16 protein-coding genes, 2 pseudogenes and 1 riboswitch are annotated in these 19,571 nt (G+C 64.1%); of the genes and pseudogenes, 5 read left to right on the top strand and 13 right to left on the bottom strand.

Annotated features, from left to right (window positions below; translation table 11 throughout):
• Positions 1–104: 104 nt before the first annotated feature.
• Both NP534_RS17690 and NP534_RS17695 read left to right on the top strand, forming a co-directional pair.
• Positions 105–1,598 (top strand): sensor histidine kinase, encoded by a 1,494-nt coding sequence (locus NP534_RS17690; RefSeq protein WP_274099563.1) that lies wholly within the window; start codon positions 105–107, stop codon positions 1,596–1,598.
• The gene (locus NP534_RS17695) at positions 1,567–2,994 is read left to right on the top strand and encodes a sigma-54-dependent transcriptional regulator (RefSeq protein WP_274099564.1); all 1,428 of its coding nucleotides are present in this window, start codon (positions 1,567–1,569) and stop codon (positions 2,992–2,994) included. The genes NP534_RS17690 and NP534_RS17695 overlap by 32 nt, the downstream gene beginning before the upstream one ends.
• A 37-nt stretch (positions 2,995–3,031) precedes the next feature.
• On the opposite strand, the gene NP534_RS17700 is transcribed toward NP534_RS17695, so the two are convergent.
• From NP534_RS17700 to NP534_RS17710, 3 genes are all read right to left on the bottom strand, one after another.
• On the bottom strand, positions 3,032–3,316 hold the full coding sequence (locus NP534_RS17700; protein ID WP_274099565.1) for a hypothetical protein: 285 nt from the start codon (positions 3,314–3,316) through the stop codon (positions 3,032–3,034).
• An 87-nt stretch (positions 3,317–3,403) separates the two neighbouring features.
• Entirely contained in the window at positions 3,404–4,756 is a 1,353-nt protein-coding gene (locus NP534_RS17705) for a GntP family permease (protein WP_033698007.1), read from the bottom strand.
• 111 nt (positions 4,757–4,867) lie between these two features.
• A complete protein-coding gene (locus NP534_RS17710) occupies positions 4,868–5,407 on the bottom strand; it encodes a gluconokinase (RefSeq protein WP_033698006.1) in 540 nt (179 codons plus the stop codon).
• A 207-nt stretch (positions 5,408–5,614) separates the two neighbouring features.
• Here NP534_RS17710 and NP534_RS17715 point away from each other — a divergent pair, with 207 nt between their 5' ends.
• The 3 genes and pseudogenes from NP534_RS17715 to NP534_RS26820 all read left to right on the top strand — a co-directional run.
• Positions 5,615–6,634 carry a LacI family DNA-binding transcriptional regulator gene (locus tag NP534_RS17715; protein ID WP_274099566.1) on the top strand — a complete coding sequence of 340 codons (1,020 nt, stop codon included), beginning with the start codon at positions 5,615–5,617 and terminating at the stop codon, positions 6,632–6,634.
• Positions 6,635–6,770: 136 nt separating this feature from the next.
• A pseudogene (locus NP534_RS26815) lies at positions 6,771–7,553 on the top strand (PAS domain-containing protein); the annotation flags it as partial.
• Positions 7,554–7,664: 111 nt separating this feature from the next.
• Positions 7,665–8,090 (top strand): annotated as a pseudogene (locus NP534_RS26820) (methyl-accepting chemotaxis protein); the annotation flags it as partial.
• Here NP534_RS26820 and NP534_RS17725 read toward each other — a convergent pair.
• The 10 genes from NP534_RS17725 to NP534_RS17770 all read right to left on the bottom strand — a co-directional run bounded on the left by NP534_RS17725 (position 8,065) and on the right by NP534_RS17770 (position 19,473).
• Positions 8,065–11,337, bottom strand: a complete 3,273-nt coding sequence (locus tag NP534_RS17725) for a transporter substrate-binding domain-containing protein (protein ID WP_274099568.1) — start codon at positions 11,335–11,337, stop codon at positions 8,065–8,067. The pseudogene NP534_RS26820 and the gene NP534_RS17725 overlap by 26 nt on opposite strands.
• 11 nt (positions 11,338–11,348) lie before the next feature.
• Positions 11,349–11,963, bottom strand: coding sequence for a response regulator transcription factor (locus tag NP534_RS17730; protein WP_033698002.1), 615 nt, complete (start codon positions 11,961–11,963; stop codon positions 11,349–11,351).
• Between the two features lie 221 nt (positions 11,964–12,184).
• Positions 12,185–12,427, bottom strand: coding sequence for a DUF1272 domain-containing protein (locus NP534_RS17735; RefSeq protein WP_033698001.1), 243 nt, complete (start codon positions 12,425–12,427; stop codon positions 12,185–12,187).
• A gap of 66 nt (positions 12,428–12,493) precedes the next feature.
• On the bottom strand, positions 12,494–13,246 hold the full coding sequence (gene cobM / locus NP534_RS17740) for a precorrin-4 C(11)-methyltransferase (protein ID WP_274099569.1): 753 nt from the start codon (positions 13,244–13,246) through the stop codon (positions 12,494–12,496).
• A 31-nt stretch (positions 13,247–13,277) separates the two neighbouring features.
• The gene (locus NP534_RS17745) at positions 13,278–13,670 is read right to left on the bottom strand and encodes a cobalamin biosynthesis protein (RefSeq protein ID WP_274099574.1); all 393 of its coding nucleotides are present in this window, start codon (positions 13,668–13,670) and stop codon (positions 13,278–13,280) included.
• A 17-nt stretch (positions 13,671–13,687) separates the two neighbouring features.
• A complete protein-coding gene (locus tag NP534_RS17750; protein WP_274099570.1) occupies positions 13,688–14,380 on the bottom strand; it encodes a CbtA family protein in 693 nt (230 codons plus the stop codon).
• A gap of 9 nt (positions 14,381–14,389) precedes the next feature.
• Positions 14,390–14,575: a CbtB domain-containing protein gene (locus tag NP534_RS17755; RefSeq protein ID WP_027593390.1), complete on the bottom strand. Its 186-nt coding sequence runs from the start codon at positions 14,573–14,575 to the stop codon at positions 14,390–14,392.
• A 97-nt stretch (positions 14,576–14,672) separates the two neighbouring features.
• Positions 14,673–14,894: riboswitch (cobalamin riboswitch) on the bottom strand.
• A gap of 56 nt (positions 14,895–14,950) precedes the next feature.
• Positions 14,951–17,362 carry a TonB-dependent receptor plug domain-containing protein gene (locus NP534_RS17760; protein WP_274099571.1) on the bottom strand — a complete coding sequence of 804 codons (2,412 nt, stop codon included), beginning with the start codon at positions 17,360–17,362 and terminating at the stop codon, positions 14,951–14,953.
• A gap of 33 nt (positions 17,363–17,395) precedes the next feature.
• Positions 17,396–17,890, bottom strand: coding sequence for a RidA family protein (locus NP534_RS17765; RefSeq protein WP_274099572.1), 495 nt, complete (start codon positions 17,888–17,890; stop codon positions 17,396–17,398).
• A gap of 20 nt (positions 17,891–17,910) precedes the next feature.
• On the bottom strand, positions 17,911–19,473 hold the full coding sequence (locus NP534_RS17770; protein ID WP_274099573.1) for a flavin monoamine oxidase family protein: 1,563 nt from the start codon (positions 19,471–19,473) through the stop codon (positions 17,911–17,913).
• Positions 19,474–19,571 lie beyond the last annotated feature (98 nt).

Genomic DNA, 19,571 nt, shown 5'->3' on the forward strand with positions numbered 1-19,571 from the left:
GCAACAGATGGCAGCTTCGGCGGCCCAGGTGGAGTGCTATTAAATTGCTACCAACCGTAGCAAGGCTGCGCTTCAGAACGGACTCCCTGCGCGGGAACCACTCAATGCAGATGCTGGACAACGAAATGCCCGACAAAGCCTCTGCGGCCTCCAGTGGTCTCGCGGCACCGCTGCGCGAGTTCAACCTGCTGCGTTGGTTTTCCCTGATCAGCCTGTTGATCATCGCCTCGGTGGCCGGTGGCCTGGGTTACGTGTCGACGCGCTTCGTGGTACGTGACAGTGTCGAGCGCGACGCCATGCTCACTGCACAGTTCATCCAGGCCATGGCCCAGGCCGAAGTCCGCCATTCGCAGTTGCCGCCGGGTACCACCATGGGTGAACTGCTCGACCCCCGCCTGGACCTGCAGCACCTGCAAGTCACCCCGGCGCTGGCCGAGTCGACCCGCGTCGAATTCCTCGACCACGTCGAACACCTGCCCGACACCCTGCTGGCCAACGTCTATGCCCGTGACCGGACCATCGTCTGGTCCACCAACCCTCAGTTGATTGGCAAACGCATCGAGGAGGATGGCGATCTGGAGCACGCCTTCCGCTCGCGCAAGGCGGTTTCTGCCAGCTACCACAAGGCTGAGGAAGACCGTGAAGAACAGAAATTCCTGCGTGAACCCGAGTACCTGTTCATCGAGAACTACATCCCGCTGTTCGACAGCCAGGGTGAGCAGGTGCTGTCGATGGTCGAGATCTACAAAGAGCCGCAGGACCTGATCCGGCGTATCCAGCGGGGCTATGTGCTGATCTGGGCCTCGACCCTGCTAGGCGGGGCGCTGATCTATTTCGGCCTGTTCTGGATCGTGCGGCGGGCGGCGCTCATGCTCGACCAGCAGCAAGACCGGCTGGTGGCCAGCGAAACCTACGGGGCGCTGGGCGAAATGTCCTCGGCGGTGGCCCACAGCCTGCGCAACCCGTTGGCCAACATCCGCTCCAGCGCCGAGCTGGCCCAGGAAATCGCCAACCCCACCGCGCAGAAGAACATCAACGATATCATCGGCCAGGTCGACCGCATGTCACGCTGGGTGCGCGACCTGCTGGTATCGCTGCGCCCGGCCAGTGACGAGCCCGAGGCGGTGGACCTGGTCGCGGCCATCGAGGACACGCACCTGGCCTTCGCCCAACAGATCGCGCGCAACGGGGTGCAGTTCTGCTACGAAGGCCCCGAGCTGCAGTACGTGGCCAGCCAGCCGCTGCAGCTCACGCAGATTCTCAACAGCCTGTTTTCCAATGCCATCGAGGCCATGCCCGCAGGCGGTGTGTTGCGCGCCCAGGTCAGCGTGGCGGACGGCCAGCGTGCGGTCATGCTGCTCAGTGACACCGGCAAAGGCATGAGCCAACAGCAGGAACGGATGGTGTTCAAACCATTCTTTACCACCAAACAGGGCGGCCTCGGCGTAGGCCTGGCCCTGGCTCAACGCATCATGGAGCGTTTTGGCGGCTCGGTCAGCCTGAGCAGCCGCGAAGAGGAAGGAACCCGCGTCAGCCTTACTTTCAATATCGCAGCGGGAGTGGACCATGGAACAGAGCATCCTGGTAGTCGAGGATGATGAAATCCTTGCTGACAACATTCGCACCTACCTGAGCCTCAAGGGCTATGAGGTGACGGTCTGCCACAGTGCCGAGCTTGCACTGGAGCAGGTCAAGCAGGCCCAGCCCGACGCCGTGCTGACCGACAACTCGTTGCCCGGCATGAGCGGGCACGACCTGTTGCGCGCCCTGGTGGCACAGGTGCCGGCGCTCAAAGTCATCATGATGACCGGCTACGGTAACGTCGAAGATGCCGTGCAGGCAATGAAGGAGGGCGCGTTCCATTACCTGACCAAGCCGGTGGTACTGGCCGAGCTCAAGCTGACCCTGGACAAGGCCCTGGCGGCCGAGCGGATGGAGCGCACCCTGTCGTTCTACCAGGAGCGCGAGGCGCAGAAGTCCGGGTTGCAGGCACTGATCGGCGACTCGCCGGTGATGCTCAGCCTCAAGCACACGTTGCAACAGGTGCTGGATGCCGAGCGGCGCATGGCCAGCGACGACCTGCCCCCGGTACTGGTCGAAGGCGAGACCGGCACGGGCAAAGAGCTGGTGGCCCGGGCCCTGCATTTCGATGGGTTGCGCAGCAAGGGGCCGTTCATCGAGTTCAACTGCGCGTCGATCCCGGCCAATTTGCTGGAGGCGGAGTTGTTCGGCCATGAGAAAGGTGCTTTCACCGATGCCAAGGAGCGCAGGGTGGGCCTGGTCGAGGCCGCTGATGGGGGCACGCTGTTCCTCGATGAAATCGGCGAGATGGACCTGGTGCTGCAAGCCAAGCTGCTGAAGCTGCTCGAGGACCGCAGCATCCGCCGCATTGGTGCGGTGAAGGAGCGCAAGGTCGACTTGCGGGTAATCAGTGCCACCAACTGCAACCTCGAACAGATGGTGCAGCAGGGCAAGTTCCGCCGCGACCTGTTCTTCCGGCTGCGCATCATCGCGCTCAAGGTGCCGCGGTTGTATGCGCGTGGGCAGGACATTCTGCTATTGGCTCGGCATTTCCTGGCGCACCATGGCCGCCGTTATGGCAAGCCTAACCTGCGTTTTTCCGCCGAGGCCGAGGCCTTGATGCTGGGCTACAGCTGGCCAGGCAACGTGCGGGAGCTGCGCAACATGCTGGAGCAGACAGTGCTGCTGGCGCCCAACGAGGTGATCCAGACCCATCAGCTGAACCTGTGCATGAGCTTGATCGACGAACCGTTGATTCAGCAACAGGCGCCTATGGTGTTCGAGATGCCACGGCATGAGCCTGAACCCGGCACCAGCCTGCCGGACATGGAGCGGGACCTGGTGCGCAAGACCTTGGACCGGACTGACTGGAACGTGACCAAGTCGGCGCGAATGCTGGGCTTGTCGCGGGATATGCTGCGTTACCGGATCGAGAAGCTGGGGTTGACCAGGCCAGACAAGCGGCAGTGGTAACCCCGCAGTAGTAGCGCCTGGCGCTCGCGCAGCGACGTCAGGGCTTGCTGGCGCCTGCCTTGTTGCTGTCTTGCGAACCGCTACCCTCCATGCCGGGCAAATCATGTTCATCATTCTGCGTGGCAGGCGGGCTGTCGGGGTCATTGCCCTGCAAGCGCGGGTCGGTATCCCGTGGCATCGGTTTTTCAATCGGGTTGAGGGTGCTGTCGACACCCGGCTGGGGCGCTGGGTTGTGCGGGTCGTCGGGGTAGGTCGGCCCGGTGCCGACCGCCAGGGTCAGCGGTGAAACAAACACGGCTGCGAGCAGGAAGGGGCGGATCATGGTGCAATCTCCTTTGCATCGGGATGAGGGCTTCTACCTCGATTGGGCCGCCGAGCAGACGCTGGGTGCCCCCATCCCGATCAACGGTCACACCACCATCGACAACAACATGATGAAGATGATGCCCACCACCGAAAGGATGGTCTCCATCATGCTCCAGGTCTTGAAGGTCTCGGCCACGGTCATGTTGAAGTACTGTTTCACCAGCCAGAACCCGGCATCGTTGACGTGCGACAGGATCAGCGAACCCGCGCCAGTGGCCAGCACCAGCAGCTCACGGTTGACCCCCGGTACCATGTCGATCACCGGTGCGACGATCCCTGCGCCGGTGATGGTGGCGACCGTCGCCGAGCCGGTGGCGATGCGGATCACCGCCGCCACCAGCCAGGCCAGCATGATCGGCGAGATTTCCGCCTGCACCGCCATCTGCCCGATCACGTTGCCGACCCCGGTGTCCACCAGCATCTGCTTGAAGCCGCCGCCGGCCCCTACGATCAGCACGATGGCAGCGGTCGGTGCCAGGCTCTGGTCGAGCATCTTCATGATCTGCTGGCGGTTGAAACCACGCGCCGCGCCGAAGGTATAGAAGGCCAGCAGCAAGGCGGCGAGCAGGGCGGTGATGGGGTGGCCGATCAAGTCCATCCACTGCCGCACGATATGCTCGGCGGGCAGCACCACGTCGGCGAAGGTCTTGAGCAGCATCAGCGCCACCGGCAGCAGCACCGTGAGCAGGGTGACGGCGAAGCTCGGCAGGTTGCCCTGATCGGACTCCTTGGCGATCTGGTCCATCAGCTCCTGGGACGGGTTACCCGGGATGTAACGCGAGATGAAGTTGCCGAACAGCGGGCCAGCGATGATCGCGGTAGGCAGCGCCACGATCAGGCCATAGAAGATGGTCTTGCCGATGTCGGCATTGAAGATGCCGATCGCCAACAGCGGCCCCGGGTGCGGCGGCACCAGGCCGTGAACCACAGACAGGCCGGCCAGCAGCGGGATGCCGATTTTCACCAACGAGACCCCGGAGCGCCGGGCGACGATGAATACCAGCGGGATCAGCAGCACGAAGCCGATTTCGAAGAACAGCGGGATGCCGACCAGGAAGGCGGCGAACATCATGGCCCAGTGCACGTTCTTCTTGCCGAAGGCGCGGATCAGCGTCTGCGCGATCTGGTCGGCGCCGCCGGAATCGGCCATCAGCTTGCCAAGCATGGTGCCCAGGGCAAGCACGATGCCGACGAAGCCCAGCACACCACCAAAACCGTCCTGGAACGATTTCATCACCTTGGCCACCGGCATGCCGGAGGTAAGGCCGAGGAAGCCGGCCGCGAGGGTGAGGGCGACGAAGGGGTGAACTTTGAAATGGGTGATCAGCAGGATCAGCCCGATGATGGTTACCAGGGCGTCGAGCAGCAGGAAGGTATCAGTAGCCAGTCCGAACATGGTTTTTATGCCTCGGTCTTATCGTTGTTTTGGGCGTTGCTTTATTGAACTTCAGGCGCTTTCATTGGTCGAGACAGCGCTGTCTTTGGTGAGCCGGAAAAACCGCCTGGATCAGGCAGTTTGCGCCAGGTCCCGCTCACCGCAGGGCTTTAGCCAGCTGTCTACCGTCTCGGCAAGCACATTGATGGGCTGGGTGGCATCCAGTGGCAGGGTCAGCGGCTCGCCATGCGGGGCTTCGAGAGCTGCGAACTGGCTGTCGATGAGGCTTGCCGGCATGAAATGCCCTGGGCGGGCCAGTACGCGCTTTTCTGCCTCGGCAGGGGTGAGTTCGAGGAACACGAACACCAGGCCCGGCATGGAGGCGCGCAAGGTATCGCGGTAGCGGCGCTTGAGGGCAGAACAGGTGAGGATCGGGCGCTCGCCCGCGTTGACCGTGGCCTGCAGCTCCTGGCCCAGGTGCACCAGCCAGCCGGCACGGTCGTTGTCGTCCAGCGGGATGCCAGCGCTCATCTTGCGGATGTTTTCGGCAGGGTGAAAAGCGTCGCCTTCGATCAGGCGGCCGCCGCTTCTGGCGGCAATGGCGGCACCGACGCAGCTTTTGCCGCAGCCAGCCACGCCCATCACCACAATGGCGGACAGGGGAGAATTCATCAGTACCTCCTGCGGGGTGAGGTAGCGCTGTCTCGTCGCTGACGAACAGCCACCTCCCCGGTGTTATTGGTCTTGTCCTTACGCAGTATGGACGCTTGGCAGCGAGCACGCGGAACGGCTACCAAAGATTACATTGCCTGCGTCCTGAGACAGCGCTACCTTAGTGGCCGTTCCCCTCCCTTGGCAAGTAGTAAAATTACAACATTCATGTCCCGAACAGGCTCCCGCACCACCGGTCGTCCCACCCTGGCAGAAGTCGCCAGGCTTTCCGGGGTTTCCCCGATCACCGCATCCCGCGCCTTGCGCGGGGTCAGCACGGTTGCCCCGGCGCTGGCCGAAAAGGTTGCCGCTGCTGCGGCGAGCCTGGGCTATGTCGCCAACCCGGCCGCCCGCGCACTGGCCTCGGCCCGCAGCCAGTCGGTGGTGGTGCTGATCCCGTCATTGTCCAACCAGTTGTTCATCGACACCCTCGAAGCCATTCACGAGGTGATGCGCCCGCGCGGGCTTGAGGTTTTGATCGGCAACTATCACTACGATATTGCCGAAGAAGAGAACCTGATCCGCAACTACCTGGCCTACCAGCCTTGCGGCATGCTGCTGACCGGTTTCGAGCGCAGTGACGCATCGCGGCAGATGCTGGCGGCCAGTGGCGTGCCCTGCGTGCACATGATGGAGTTGGGTGGCGAGGCGGGTGCATTGTCGGTGGGCTTCTCGCAGCAACAGGCCGGGCGTGCGGCTGCCAGGCACCTGATCGAACGCGGGCGGCGGCGCTTGGCGTTCATTGCCGCGCAGCTCGACCCGCGGGTGATGCAGCGCGCCGAGGGGTTCCGCCAGGCCCTGACCGAAGCGGGGCTGCAAGCGACGGAGCTGGAAATCCTGGCGCCCGAGCCTTCTTCCATCGCGTTGGGTAGTGCGTTGTTCAGCCAGCTGTTGCAGCAGGCGCCGGATGTCGACGGCATCTTCTTCTGTAACGACGACCTGGCCCAGGGCGCTGTGCTACAGGCGCTGCGCCAAGGGGTTGAGGTACCGCGGCAGGTCGCGATGGTGGGGTTCAATGATTTGCCCGCCTCGGCGCACATGGTCCCGCGGTTGACCTCGATTCGCACACCTAGGGCAGCCGTAGGCCGGGGGGCCGCGCTGGCGCTGCTGACGTTGCTTGACGGCAAGCGGGTGGCCAACGAGCAGCAGGACCTTGGGTTCGAACTGATGGTGCGCGAGAGTTCTTGAGGCTTAGAGTTCTTGAGGCTCAGCGCCTTGTGTATGAAGGCCTCGGGGACTAATTACAAAGTGATATCAATGTGCTTGCACGGCGCTGTTGCCCATCTATGCTCAGGAAACCCCGCGCATAAAGGAGCCCGGCGTCATGTTCGATTTCCATCGCAAGTCCGACCTCGTCGAGATCCAGCGTAGTCACGAGGCACTGGCCAGTGCGCAAGCAAAGCTCGCGGCAATCAGCCGTTCGATGGCGATGATCGAGTTCGCGCCCGATGGGACCATTCTCGACGCCAACGAGCGCTTCTGCCAGGCCATGGGCTACAGCGTCGAAGAATTACGCGGCAAGCATCATCGGCTGTTCTGCGACTCGGCCTACGTAAAGACAGCCGAATACCAGCAGCTCTGGCGCGAACTGGGGCAGGGAAAGGCTATCAGCGGCACCTTCGAGCGGGTCGACAAGGCAGGGCGTGAGGTCTGGCTTGAAGCCAGCTATATGCCGGTGCTGGATGAGCAGCGGCAAGTCACCAGCGTGATCAAGGTGGCGTCGGACATCAGCCAGCGGGTCATGCAGGAGCACGAGAGTGAAAGCCTGCTCAAGGCCATTGGCCGCTCCATGGCGGTGATCGAGTTCACCCCGGACGGCCGGGTCATCAAGGCCAACCCGAATTTTCTCACCACCATGGGCTATCGCCTGGAAGAGGTGGTGGGGCGCCACCACGGGCTGTTCTGCCTGCCACAGGAGCGGGAGTCGTCGGCGTACCGGGAGTTCTGGGCGTCGCTCAACCGCGGGGAATACCACTCGCACCGCTTCGAGCGGGTCAACAAGCAAGGCCAGACGGTCTTTCTTGAAGCCTCCTACAACCCGATCTTCGACAGCAAGGGCCGGCTGTACAAGGTGGTCAAGTTCGCCAGCGATATCACCAGCCAGGTCTGCACCCAGCAAAGCGCCGCCGATGCCGCCCATGCCAGCTCCATGCAGACCGATGCCTGCGCGCGCAAGGGTACCGAGGTGGTGCAACAGGCGGTGCAGGTGATCGAGCAGATTTCCCAGGAGCTCAATGACGCGGCGCGCAGCATCGACGCGGTGAGCAAACAGTCGGATGTGATCGGGCAGATTGTCCTGACCATTCGCGGTATTGCCGACCAGACCAATTTGCTGGCACTGAACGCCGCCATCGAAGCGGCACGTGCCGGCGAGCATGGGCGCGGGTTTGCCGTGGTCGCTGATGAAGTGCGCAACCTGGCGGCGCGTACCAGCAAGGCAACCCTGGAGATCGTCGATGTGGTGCGCCAGAACCACGACCTGTCGCTGTTGGCGGTGGCCAGCATGCAGTCGAGCCTGACCCGCACCGGCCATGGCGTCGCCCTGGCCAACGAAGCCGGTACGGTGATCATGGAAATCCAGCAGGGCTCACGCCACGTGGTCGATGCGATCAGCCAGATCAGTTCGACGTTGCAATTGCACTGAGGGCGTCGGCCAGTTCGTGCAACAAGGTCTGCATGCTGGTCTGCAGTTGCTGCCTCAGTTCAGCCGTAGGCAGCCCTTGGGCTTGCGCATGCTCGATGGCTTCGCAGTCCTTGACCAGTGTGCGTACCTTGAGCATTTTTGCCCCGCCCTTGATGCGATGGGCCAAGGCACGCACAGCATCGCCACTTGCGTCGGGGCCGAGCGCACGCAGCGCGGCCAGGTCTTCGCTGGCGCTCTGCGACAATTGTTCCAGCAGGTGGCGCGTCAGTTGTTCATCGTCCTGAGTCAGGTGGCGCAATTCGTTCAGGTTGAAACCACTGCCTTGGGCTGGCACAGGCTGCGCATGCGCGCTGGCGTGCGGCAGGTGGGTTTTGAGGGTTTGCAGGCCAATGGGCTTGAACAGGCATTCATCCATGCCACTGGCCAGGCAGCGTGCACGCTCTTCAGCCTGTGCATTGGCGGTGACGCCGAGAATCCGGCAGGGCGCCAGCGCGCCTTCGCTTTCCAGGCTGCGGATGCGCCGAGTCAGTTCATGGCCGTCCATGATCGGCATGCTGCAGTCGGTGATCACCAGGTCGAACCGGGCCGCCTGCCAGCGCGACAGCGCCGCTTCGCCGTTTTCAGCCAGGGTCACGCGATGCCCCAGCGTGTTCAGTTGCCGCTCCAGCAACAGCAAATTGGCAGGGTAGTCGTCGACCACCAGAATGTTCAGCGGGCCGCTGCTGCTTTCAAGGACAGGGGCAAGCGCTTCGGCAGGCGCGGGCGCCTGGCTGGCCGGCAATTGCAGGCTGACCTGCACCTTGGTGCCCACGCCTTCGACGCTGTGCAGGCTCAGCGTACCGCCCATCAGTTCGGCCAGGGTGCGGCTGATTACCAGCCCCAGGCCGGCGCCCTGGCGTGCCCGCGGGCCGTCGGCCTGGGCGAAGGCATTGAACAGGCGGGCCTGGTCCTCAGGGTTGATACCAATGCCGGTGTCACGCACGCACAGCTCAACCAGCACCTCGCCGCTGCTGCCTTGGGCCGACAGGGTCAGGCTGGCATGCACTTCACCGCGCTCGGTGAACTTGATGGCGTTGCTGATCAGGTTGGAGAGCACCTGCTTGAGCCGCAGCGGGTCTGCCATGACCCAACCCGGTGAAGGTGGCAGCGCACTGTGCAGGTGCAGGCCTTTGATCCGCGCATTGCCTTCGAATACCCGCAGCGTGTTGCGTACCAGTTCGACCAGGTTGCAGGGGACCGGTTGCAAGGTCATGTGCCCGGACTCGATGCGCGAAATGTCGAGGATGTCGCCGATCAGCTCCAGCAACCCAATGGCCGAATCGTGGGCAGTCTGCAAGGTCTGGGTATCGCAGCGGCCGCCGCGACTGTCTTCCAGGGCCAGTTCGAGCAGCCCGATTACCGCGTTCATCGGTGTGCGGATTTCATGGCTCATGGTGGCCAGGAAGGTGCTTTTGGTCTGGCTGGCCTGCTCCGCGTCGTCCTTGGCCTGGCGCAGCTGTTCGAGCAGGCCGCGGCTCAATGCCAGCTGGGCCTGCAGGGCATGCTGGGCGTCGGTGCGCTGGTGGATCAGTTTGCGCAGGTAGCTGTTCCAGAACACCACCCCGGCCAGCAATAGCGCCGACAGCACCAGCACTTGCAGCGCCAGCGTGCGGTAATCGCGCCATGGGCTGTCACTGACCAGTGTGCTGGTGCGCCAGCGGTTGATCAGTTGGTCCAGCTCTTCCGGCGGAATGCTTAGCAGTGCCTTGTCGAGAATGGCCTGCAGTTGCGGTTGGTCCGAAGCCACCGCAAATGCCGCGATGGCCGGGCTGTCGTCCAGCACACTGGCGATGCGCAGCTGGTCCTTGAACACGTGGTTGATGTAGTAGGTGGCGTTGATGTGATTGCTCAAGGCCACGTCGGCGGCGCCATTGGCCACTGCTTCCATCAGCCCGAGGGGGTTGTCCACTTCGACCACCTTGGCGCGCGGGTAGCGGCGCTCGAGCTTAGCTCGTTGCGGCGAGCCGCGCACCAGGGCTATGCGCTGGCCGTCGAGGGCCTTGGCCTGGGCAGGTGATGTGGCGTCGTTGCGGGTGACCAGTACCCGTGGGCTGACCAGGTAGGGCCGGGTAAAACGCAACTGCCTGGCGCGCTCCGTACCGTAGCCCAGGGCGCCGATCATGTGCGCCTCGCCGCGTGCCAGGCGATCGACCATCGCCTGCGCCGACTGGCTTTCCAATGGCTTGAAGTGCAGCCCGGTGCGCAGGGATATCTGCTTGAGCAGTTCCAGGGTGATGCCGCTGGCGCGGTGCTGTGCGTCGTTGAAGGTCAGCGGTGCGAGCGACGTGTTGACCAGCACCTTGACGGTGGGGTTGCGGGCGATCCAGTCGGTTTCTTCAGCGGTCAGGGCCGCCAGGTGGCGCTCCAGCAGCAGGCTGGTGTTGCCGCTGGTCCAGCGGCGCAGAATGGTCAGGCGCTCGCTTTCGGTGATTCTGCCCAAGGCCTTGTCGATCAGGCTGCGCAGGCGTTGGTTGTCATTGGCCAGGGCAAACGCGAAGGTGCCGGGCGGCACCTTGCAGAAGTGGTCGATCTTTACCGTGCCCTGGTAACTCTTGCCGATGAGAAAATCCGTGCTGATGGCATCGCCCAGGTAGGCATCGGCCTCGCCCAGTTCCACTGCGGCAAGGCCTGCCAGGGTTGAGCGGTACAGGCTCAATTGCGCCTTGGGGTAGAGCGCGCGCACGGTATTGGCGGGCAGGTAGTGGTCGACCATCGCAAGGCGCAGGCCATTGAAGTCTGGGGTGTCTTTCAAGGTGCGGCCTTCGCGCGTAACGATCACCGGCAGGTCGTCGGCGTAAGGCTCGCTAAGGCCGAGCTGGGCATCCGCCGCCTCGAATGCGTTGGAGCTACCCAGCAGGTCGATGCGGCCGTCGCGCAGCGCGGCAATCGCTTGGTGGCGGTTGTCGAAACGCCGGACTTCGATCGGGACGCCCAGTTGCTCGGCGATGATGCCTGCATAATCGGCGCTCAGGCCCTCGTAATCATGCTGGCTGATGTTGATTTCGAACGGCGGGTAATCAGGCCGCGAACTGCCCAGCACCAGGCGGCCACGCTGTTGCAGCCATTGGCGGTCCTGGTCGCCCAGTTGCAAGGGCGCTGCGGCGCTGATCGAGCGCGCCAGCAATTGCCTCTGTTCGCTGTCGGCAAACAGGCCGGTGGAGCCGGCCAGGCCGATGACCAGTAGAACGCTCGCCAGCAGGCGCTTCATGGCAGCTGGGCTCAGTTGACGCTGTTGCGCTTGGCCAGGTCGACCATTTCCACCAGCGATTCGGTCTTGAGCTTGTCCATGATGCGGCCGCGATAGGTGCTGATGGTCTTGGCGCTGAGGTTCATGCAGGTGCCGATATTCTTGTTGTTTTCGCCGCGCGCAAGGCGCCGCAGCACTTCCATTTCACGGTTGGACAGGCTGCCCAGGCGTATCGACTCGCTCTCCAGCGAGTTGCTGTTGACCGACATCTGCGGGAAGGTCGAATAGCCTTTGACCAGGGCCTTCAGTGCAAACAGCAAGGCTTCGTGGTCTTCGTCCTTGGTGACGAAGGCGCCGATGCCGGCATCCAGGCAGCGCCGTACATAAAGGTCGGTGGCCTGGCCGGTCAGCACCATGATCTTGGGCACCGGCTCCAGGCACTGAAGCCGCTTGATTACCTCCATGCCGTCCAGGCCGGGCAGGCCGATGTCCAGAAGCACCACGTCCGGCCGCAGTTCACGTGCCACCTGGGCGACTTCGCTGCCATTGGCGACTTCGCCGACGACGTTAAAGCGCTCCCGTTCGAGCAATAGGCGCAGGGACAGCCGGACGATGGGGTGGTCGTCGACGATCAGGACGGTTGTCATCAAGAAAACTCCTGTAGGGATGTGGTCCGCTTCCTGGAACACTCAGGAATACGTCTGCAAGTGGGGTTATCGGAAGCGCTGCAAGATACGACCATTCCCGAAGTTTGGTAATGCCGAGTATAGGACTGTTGATAAACCCAGCAGGAATTGTTGAAAAGTCCTACAAAAAGAGGGAGAAGCACCGCCAGCGTGGCGTGGCGATGCCTATTTGCGCAGGGCTGTCAGGCGCAAGCGGGGTGGGGTTTGACTACGCGCAGGGTCGAGGCAGGGTTGTTGGCCAGCGCTTGGCCGACCCGTGTCGGGCGTGCCAGCAACTGGCCGGCGCAGTTGGGGCAGCGGCCGTGCAGGCGGGTGTCGGCACAGGTTCGGCAGAATGTGCATTCGAACGAGCAGATCAACGCGTCCGGGCTATCCCCCGGCAGGTCGGCGTTGCAACACTCGCAGTTGGGTCGAAGTTCCAGCATTGGCATGGCTCCTGTTTGCAGGCGGGAGCCTTGAGTCTGCTACGCCAGTGCCAAGGCTGGCAATGCTCAGTCGCCGGGGCGATACAGGTGTGCGTGCCCGGCCCGGTACAGGGCCGATTCGGCGAACGGCGTATCGCCCAGCACATGGCCGACGAGGATCAGCGCGGTACGGCGAAAATCCTTGAGTGCAACGCGTTCGACGATGTCTTCCAGGGTGCCACGCACCCAGTCCTGGTCCGGCCAGGTGGCGCGATGGACCACGGCAACCGGGCACTGTTGGCCATAGTGGGGTAACAGCTCGCTGACGATACGCGGCAGGTGTTTCACGCCCAGGTGGATGGCCAAGGTGCTGCCATGGCGCGCCAGATCGGCCAGTTGCTCGCCGGGGGGCATCGGCGAGCTGTCGCCGAAGCGGGTCAGAATCACCGTTTGCGAGACCTGCGGCAAGGTCAGCTCGCAGCCCAGCAACGCCGCGCTGGCGGCGGTGGCGGTGACACCCGGAATGATCTGGTAGTCGATGCCCAGCTCACGCAGGTAGCGGATCTGCTCGCCGATCGCGCCATACAGGCTCGGGTCGCCGCTGTGCACCCGGGCCACGTCCTGGTCTTGTGCGTGTGCCGTGCGCATCGCGCTGATGATCTGCTCCAGGTGCAGCTCGGCGCTGTTGATCACGGTCTCGGCCTGGTGGCCATCGAGTACGGCAGCGGGCACCAGGGAGCCGGCATAGATGATCACCGGGCACTGGCGGATCAGGCGCTGGCCCTTGACCGTGATCAGTTCCGGGTCGCCGGGGCCGGCGCCGATGAAGTAGACCGTCATGGAAAATCCTTGCAATGAATGGTTGGCGCAATTATCGCCCGCAGGCCAGGGCGAGGGTAGCCGGCCCGTACACCTGGCGGGTAACCAGCAGCCTGGCAGCGCCGAGGTGCTGTCTGGCCATGGCCAGCGCCGCGCTCTCTGCTACACCCCAGCAACCGCTGTGTGCGTGGGCAATGGCCGAGCGATGGCTGAGCAGCGGTTCGTAGGTGGCAAGTTGCCTGGCATCGTACAGCAGCAACGGCACGCCGAGGCGCGTGGCGAGTTGCTGCAGGCCAGGTTCGTCGGCCTTCAAGGCAATGCTGGCGATACCGCGTAGCGCTGGCAGTGCCAGGCCGTGGTGGTCCAGGGCCTGGCGCAGCAGGGTTTCGAGGGTGTCCGCCGGGCAGCCCCGGCGGCAGCCGAAGCCGGCGTACAGTGTCGGCACCGAGGTGTCGAACGCCATCAAGCCCGGCTGGAGCGGCGGAACAGCCACGCGCTGAGCAGCCCCAAGGCCACCCAGAAGGCCGCGTTGGTCAGCCAGGAGGCGATCTTGAACTGCGCTTCCAGGGCCTCGGGTGCGAGGCTCTGATGAACTTCAGGTTGCGGTGCGCCAATGACATGCGGCAGCACCAGCAACACGGCGCCCAGCGCCTTCACCAGCCAGTGGCGGGCGAACACCAGCAGGGCCAGGCCCAACGCGGTGGCACTTGCGGTACCGATCCACCAGGCCTGACGTTGCCCCAGGTCAGCGGCCGCGGTGCCCGGCAGCTCCGGTGGCAGGCCCAGGGTAGGGGCCAGGCAGAACACGGCGAAGCCCGCCAGGCCCCACAGCGCCCCTGTCGCTGCGCGCTTGGGCTCACGCAGGCTGTACAAGGCGGCGAGTATCAAGGCGAAGCCGACCGCGACAACAAGGTTGCCGCCGGTGGTGGACAGGATGCGCTGCCAGCCATCTTCGGGCGACCAGGCTTCGTCGCTGTGTTCATGGGCTGCGGCCCCTTCGGCGCCGTGTGCGTGATGCTCGGCAGCAGGGGCTGCAGACTCGTAGGTTTCCGCCTCAAGGATCAAAGGAGCAACCCAGAAGCTTTGCAGCAGGGTCAGCAGCAAGGCTGCAAGCAGCCCGCTGAAGCCCGCAGTACGGGCGATGCGCGTGATCATGGGGCGTACTCAGTGGCAGGGGAAGGCAGCGCTGTGACGGGTGTCGTGGGCCGCGTTGTGCACGGCCTCGATGTGCGAGAAGCCGGCAAAGTAGACCAGGCACAGGCCGAGCAGGCTGGCGCCGACGGCGATGACGACACGCTGACTGAGGGTAACGGGGGTGGCAATGCTGTGTTTGGCGCTGGTGACGGGCATGACGCGTTCCTCTGCTTTTTGTGGGCAACGGGCAAGCGCGGCAGCCCCGAACGTGATCCGCCCAGGGGAATGCGACAGCGCCCGCCCACCGCGGGGTGTTGTTCATGAACGCCAGGCCGGTCTCCGGGCTAACGAGGAGGAGCAGCGCTCCTGAAAAGCGCCCCTTCCCATGCCAGGTAATGCGGCACAGTGGTCTAGACGCTTCGCTCGCTTACCGTTGCGGGGGCAGCACCGGGTTTGTCCGGCCCTGGTCGAGGGCCTGTGACGCACCGGTTTCCCGTTTCACCCCTGAAGGGGCACCTGAACGCGAGGCATTAGGAGACCACGAGGCAGGTTTTCCGTCAATTGCACAGCGGTTCGCGTGCGAAAAGTATTTCAGAAGTTGTAGGTGACCCGGCCGAAGTAGTAGCCACCGGTAAACCCGTAAGGCGAATAGGCCCCGTAGCCTTTGACCATGGTCTTGCTGCTGGGCGCCTGGCGTTCCGGGTACACGTCGAACAGGTTGCGCGCGCCAATGGCCAGTTCAAGGTCCTTGGTCAGCTGGTAGCCCAGGTCCAGGTCGGTGATCCAGCGCGCCTTGTATTCCCGGTCCAGCGAGCGGTCGTTGGCGTCATTCACCTCGCGCCATGAACCATAACGGGTCAGCCCGAGGTTGACGCGGTAGCGCTCCCAGCGCCAGTTGGCACCGAGAATCAGCTTGGTGTGCGGCTGAACGTCGGTCAGGAAATTGCGCGCCTCGCGGTTCATCAGCTCATACGGCGTGCCCAGGATGTTCACGCTTTCCTTGTAGTCGAGGATCTCGGTGTCGTTCCAGTTGAACGCTGCCGTCCACTTCAGCGAGCCAGCGCCGCCCAGGTCCTGGTCGTAGCTGCCCACCAGGTCCAGGCCTTTGGTGCGGGTGTCGGCGCCGTTGGTGAAGTAGCGCCCGCCGGACGTCGAGTCGATGCCACTGGCCAGCAGCGTGTCGGTCACCTCCGGGCCGAGCAGGGTGCCGGTGAGGGTGATGCGGTCACGCACGTTGATCAGGTACGCATCGGCGGTGAACGCCAGGCGCTCGCTGGGCTGCCAGGTCAGGCCGAGGCTGTAGTGGGTGGATTTCTCCGGTTTCAGCGCTTCGGCGCCCAGGGCTTGTGCGGCTGCGCTGTTCACGGGCAGCACGCCGTAGTTGATGGACTGATACACCCCGTTCACCACGCCATAGGTGGTCGAGCGGGCACTGAACAGGCTGTTGGCCAAAGAAGGGGCACGGAAGCCGTTGCTGACCGTGGCGCGCAGGGCCAGCGCGGGGGTGAGTTCGTAGCGTGTGGTCAGCTTGCCACTGCGCGTGGCGCCGATGCCGCGATCGTAGTGTTCGTACCGCACTGCGGCGCCCCAGTACCACTGCGCCAGCGGGTTGAAGCCGACATCCAGGTAGCCTGCATAGCTGTTGCGGCTGGCGCTGCTGGCCTCGGCTGGTGAGATGCCGTTGGTGACCTGTGCGCCGGAGGCGGCGCAATTGCCGGGGCTGACGCAATAACCCCCATCGGCCCAACTGGCCCAGTCGCCGGCCTGGACCTGGTAAGTATCGCGGCGCTGCTCCAGCCCCCAGGACAGGTCCAGGGGGTTGTTCAGGCCGATGTCGTATGTACGGTGCAGGTCGAGGTTGCTGGTCAGCTGCGAGGCAACCCACGTGCCGGACTCGAAGTGGTTGGGCGTGGCTTCGCCCAGGGACGGGTTCTGGTTGTTCCAGGTGCCTTGTTCGGCTTCGTTGCGGCCATAGGTACTGGACAGGTCCCAGTCCCACTCGCTGACCAGGCCCTTGGCCCCGATCGCCGCCTGGTAATCGTGCTCTTCGATGTACCAGGTGGGGGTGTAGCCTACTGGGTAGCCATTGGGGCCGGTGGTGATGGTGTTGACGATGCTGGGCAGGCGAAAGTTCTGGCCTTGTTCGGCTTTGCGGTACGACCAGGTGCTGAACGAGTACAGGGTGAGGTCGTCGTTGACCGGTAGTTCGGCGTTGTAGCCCAGGGTCAGCAGGTTGATCTTGGGCGTGCCGTAGCCGCCGTAGGTGACCTTGCCGGCCCGGTCGAGCGCTTCTGCCTGGCTGTAGCCGTTGGCACTGGCCTTGTTATCGTCGTTCTGGCTGCGCGCATCCAGGGCAAGCTGCAGGATGCCGTCGCGGCCAATCTCGAACCCCTTGTTCAGGCTTTGCTGCACGGTTTGCTTCTTGCCGTCGTAGCCTTGCCCGGCGGTGGTCACTGCCGTACCGCTGGCATCGGCCTTGAGGATCACGTTGATCACCCCAGCGATTGCGTCGGAGCCATACTGGGCGGCGGCGCCATCGCGCAGCACCTCGACGTGGTCGATCGCGCTGATCGGAATCAGGTCCAGGTCACTGGGTGCAGCACCGGCGTTGATGCCGCTGATGTTCAGGGTCGCGCTGGTGTGGCGGCGTTTGCCGTTTACCAACACCAGTACCTGGGCGGCATTGAGGCCACGCAGGCTGGGTGCGCGAGCCATGCCGCTGGCGTCCCAGCCGGTTTTTTCCGGCAGGGTCAGGGACGGCACAGTGGCGCTCAACGCTTCCATCAGGCCGGGTTTGCCGGTTTCTTGCAGCTGCTTGGCACTGATCACATCGATGGGTACCGGGCTGGTAGTGACGGTGCGCTTTTCTGCGCTGCGGTTGCCGGTGACGATCACCGTGCCCAGTGTCGAGGTGGCGGGTTCGCTGGCCATGGCGGTTGCGGTGTTAAGCCCGGCGAGCAGGGCGACGGGGAGCAGCGAGGCAGTGGTCAAAGGTTGCTTCATGCACGAAATTCCTTGGCTGACGGCATGGCGCACTCAGGGCGCCTTGGCCGCGATTGCTTCGATTTCCACCAGGGCACCGGGCAACGGCAGGGCCACTACCTGGATCGCGGTACGCGTAGGCTTGCGGGGTTGCTCGGCAGTGGCGAAGAACTCGCTGTACGCCGCCTGCAAGCCGGCAAAGTCGAGGTTGCCGCCCTTGTCGGGGTCGCCAACCAGAAACACCCGCAACTGCACGATGTCGCCCAGGCCCAGCCCTTGGCTGCGCAGGGCCGTGTGCAGCTTGCCGAGTACCGAACGGGTCTGGGTCTCGGTGTTGCCGAACGCGGCAATGCTGCCCTTGGCTGCCTTGGGGTCGGCGATGTCGGGCAGGGTGCCGCTGACGAACGTCAGCTGGCTGCCGGCCGGTACGGTCACCAGCTGTGAGATGGGGAAGTTCGAGCCTGGCGGGTCAATGCGCTTGATGCCGTCGGCCTGGGCGTTGAGGGTCAGGGTCATGAGCACTCCGGCGAGCAAATGCAAACGTGGCATGGTCTGGGTTCCTTCTAGAGTCAGGCGGCAACGCCGCGCGCGGTCTGGCTGGCGTGGCGGGCGATCAGGCCTACCACCCGGCGTGCGGATTCGGCAGCGCTGTTCTGCCAGATGCCAACGCCGCCATGGGCCAGGGCATCGCTGGCCAGCCAGGTGCGGCCCTGCGGCTGGTTGAGGATGTCGTACCCCGGCTGGGCGACCTCGTCGTGGACGATCCAGGGGCTTTCACTGAACGGGATCTTCGACCAGTTGATCGCCAGCGGGCGGCCGAGCTTATGGCTGTGGCCCGGGTGCAGCGACTCGACCGCCTGGCGCGAAGAAGCGATCTGCGCCTGCAGGCCTTTGCCCGCAAACTGCTGCGCAACCTCACCGGTGTTGTAGGTGGCGACCAGTACACCCTGCTCGCTGTTGAGGCGGTCGCTGGGGTACCACAGGGTGCGGGCCTCATGGTTGATGTAGGAAAGGCCGCCATAGATCTGGAAGTCTGTTTCCCAGAAGCGCGGCGACTGCCAGGCCACCTTGTTGGCCTTGTCACCCTGGGCCAGGCCGATTGCCTTGCGGTATTCGGCGCTGAAGTTGGTGTCCAGGCGCGCCAGCAGCGGCAAGGGCAGGGTGACGATGGCATAGTCGGCCGTTTCGACATGCTGCCGGCCACTCTTGCGGTCGCGCCAGACCACACGGCTGCCTTGTTCCCCGGTCTGCACGCTGAGCACTTCGGCACCCAGTTGCACGCTGTCCTTGACCTGCCGGTAGAACGCCTTGGGGATCTGGTCCATGCCGCCGACGGGCTGGAACATGGTGGAGGAAAACTCGGGGATTTCGTCGAACACCAGGGGCAACAGCAGGTTGTTGTCCAGCAGTTGGTCGAGGGGGACTGGCTGGCGTTGGATCGGGGTCTGGTCGCCGGCACCGGCGAAGCGGGTATAGCCCGAGCGTACCGAACCGCGGTAATGCTGCTCGGTGTCGAGGTCGCCGTAGACCTTGAGGAAGTCCAGCAGGGCCTTGCGCTGCGGGGCGCTGAGCTCCTGGTCGAGGCTGTTGCGGCTGACGCTGCGGGCCAGCAGCTCGCTGAAGTGGCCGCGGGTATCGTTGACGGCCTGGCGCAACAGCAGGGGTGGGCGGCTGAGGTCTGGCTGGGCCAGTGCGTTGCGGCTGCTGTTGACCAGCACCTGCAACTCGACGCCCAGCTCGCGGCAATAACCGAGGATGGTCAGGTGGTGGCTGGGCAGGCGTGCGGCACCGGCGTTGAAGAACAGGCCCTGGTCGAACTCGACGGTTTGGCGGGTGCCGTCGTTGTGTTCGATCCGGTCGCCCTGGCGCAGGGTCCAGACGCGGCCACCGACGCGTTCGCGGGCTTCCAGCACTTTGACTTTGAAGCCGGCCTTGCGCAGCTCGTAGGCCGATACCAGGCCGGAAATGCCGGCGCCGACAATCACCACGGTTTTGCCGTTGCCGCCGTTGGCGGCCAGTTGCAGGGGTTCGAAGGTGGCGGCCAGGGCGTTTTGCCCGAGCATGCCCATGGTCGCCGAATAGCCGCCGAGGGCGGCGAGGCGGGTGATCAGATCTCTGCGGGACAATCCCATGTCACGGTCTCCGAAAGGGTCGATTCGGATGTGTGCGACAGGGCAGGCGCACGCACGGCGCGGCCCGACGACGGTTGGCACAAATCCATTTGCCTCCG

Origin of the sequence: Pseudomonas sp. 39004 (assembly GCF_028682155.1) — a bacterium.
Lineage (GTDB): Bacteria > Pseudomonadota > Gammaproteobacteria > Pseudomonadales > Pseudomonadaceae > Aquipseudomonas > Aquipseudomonas capeferrum.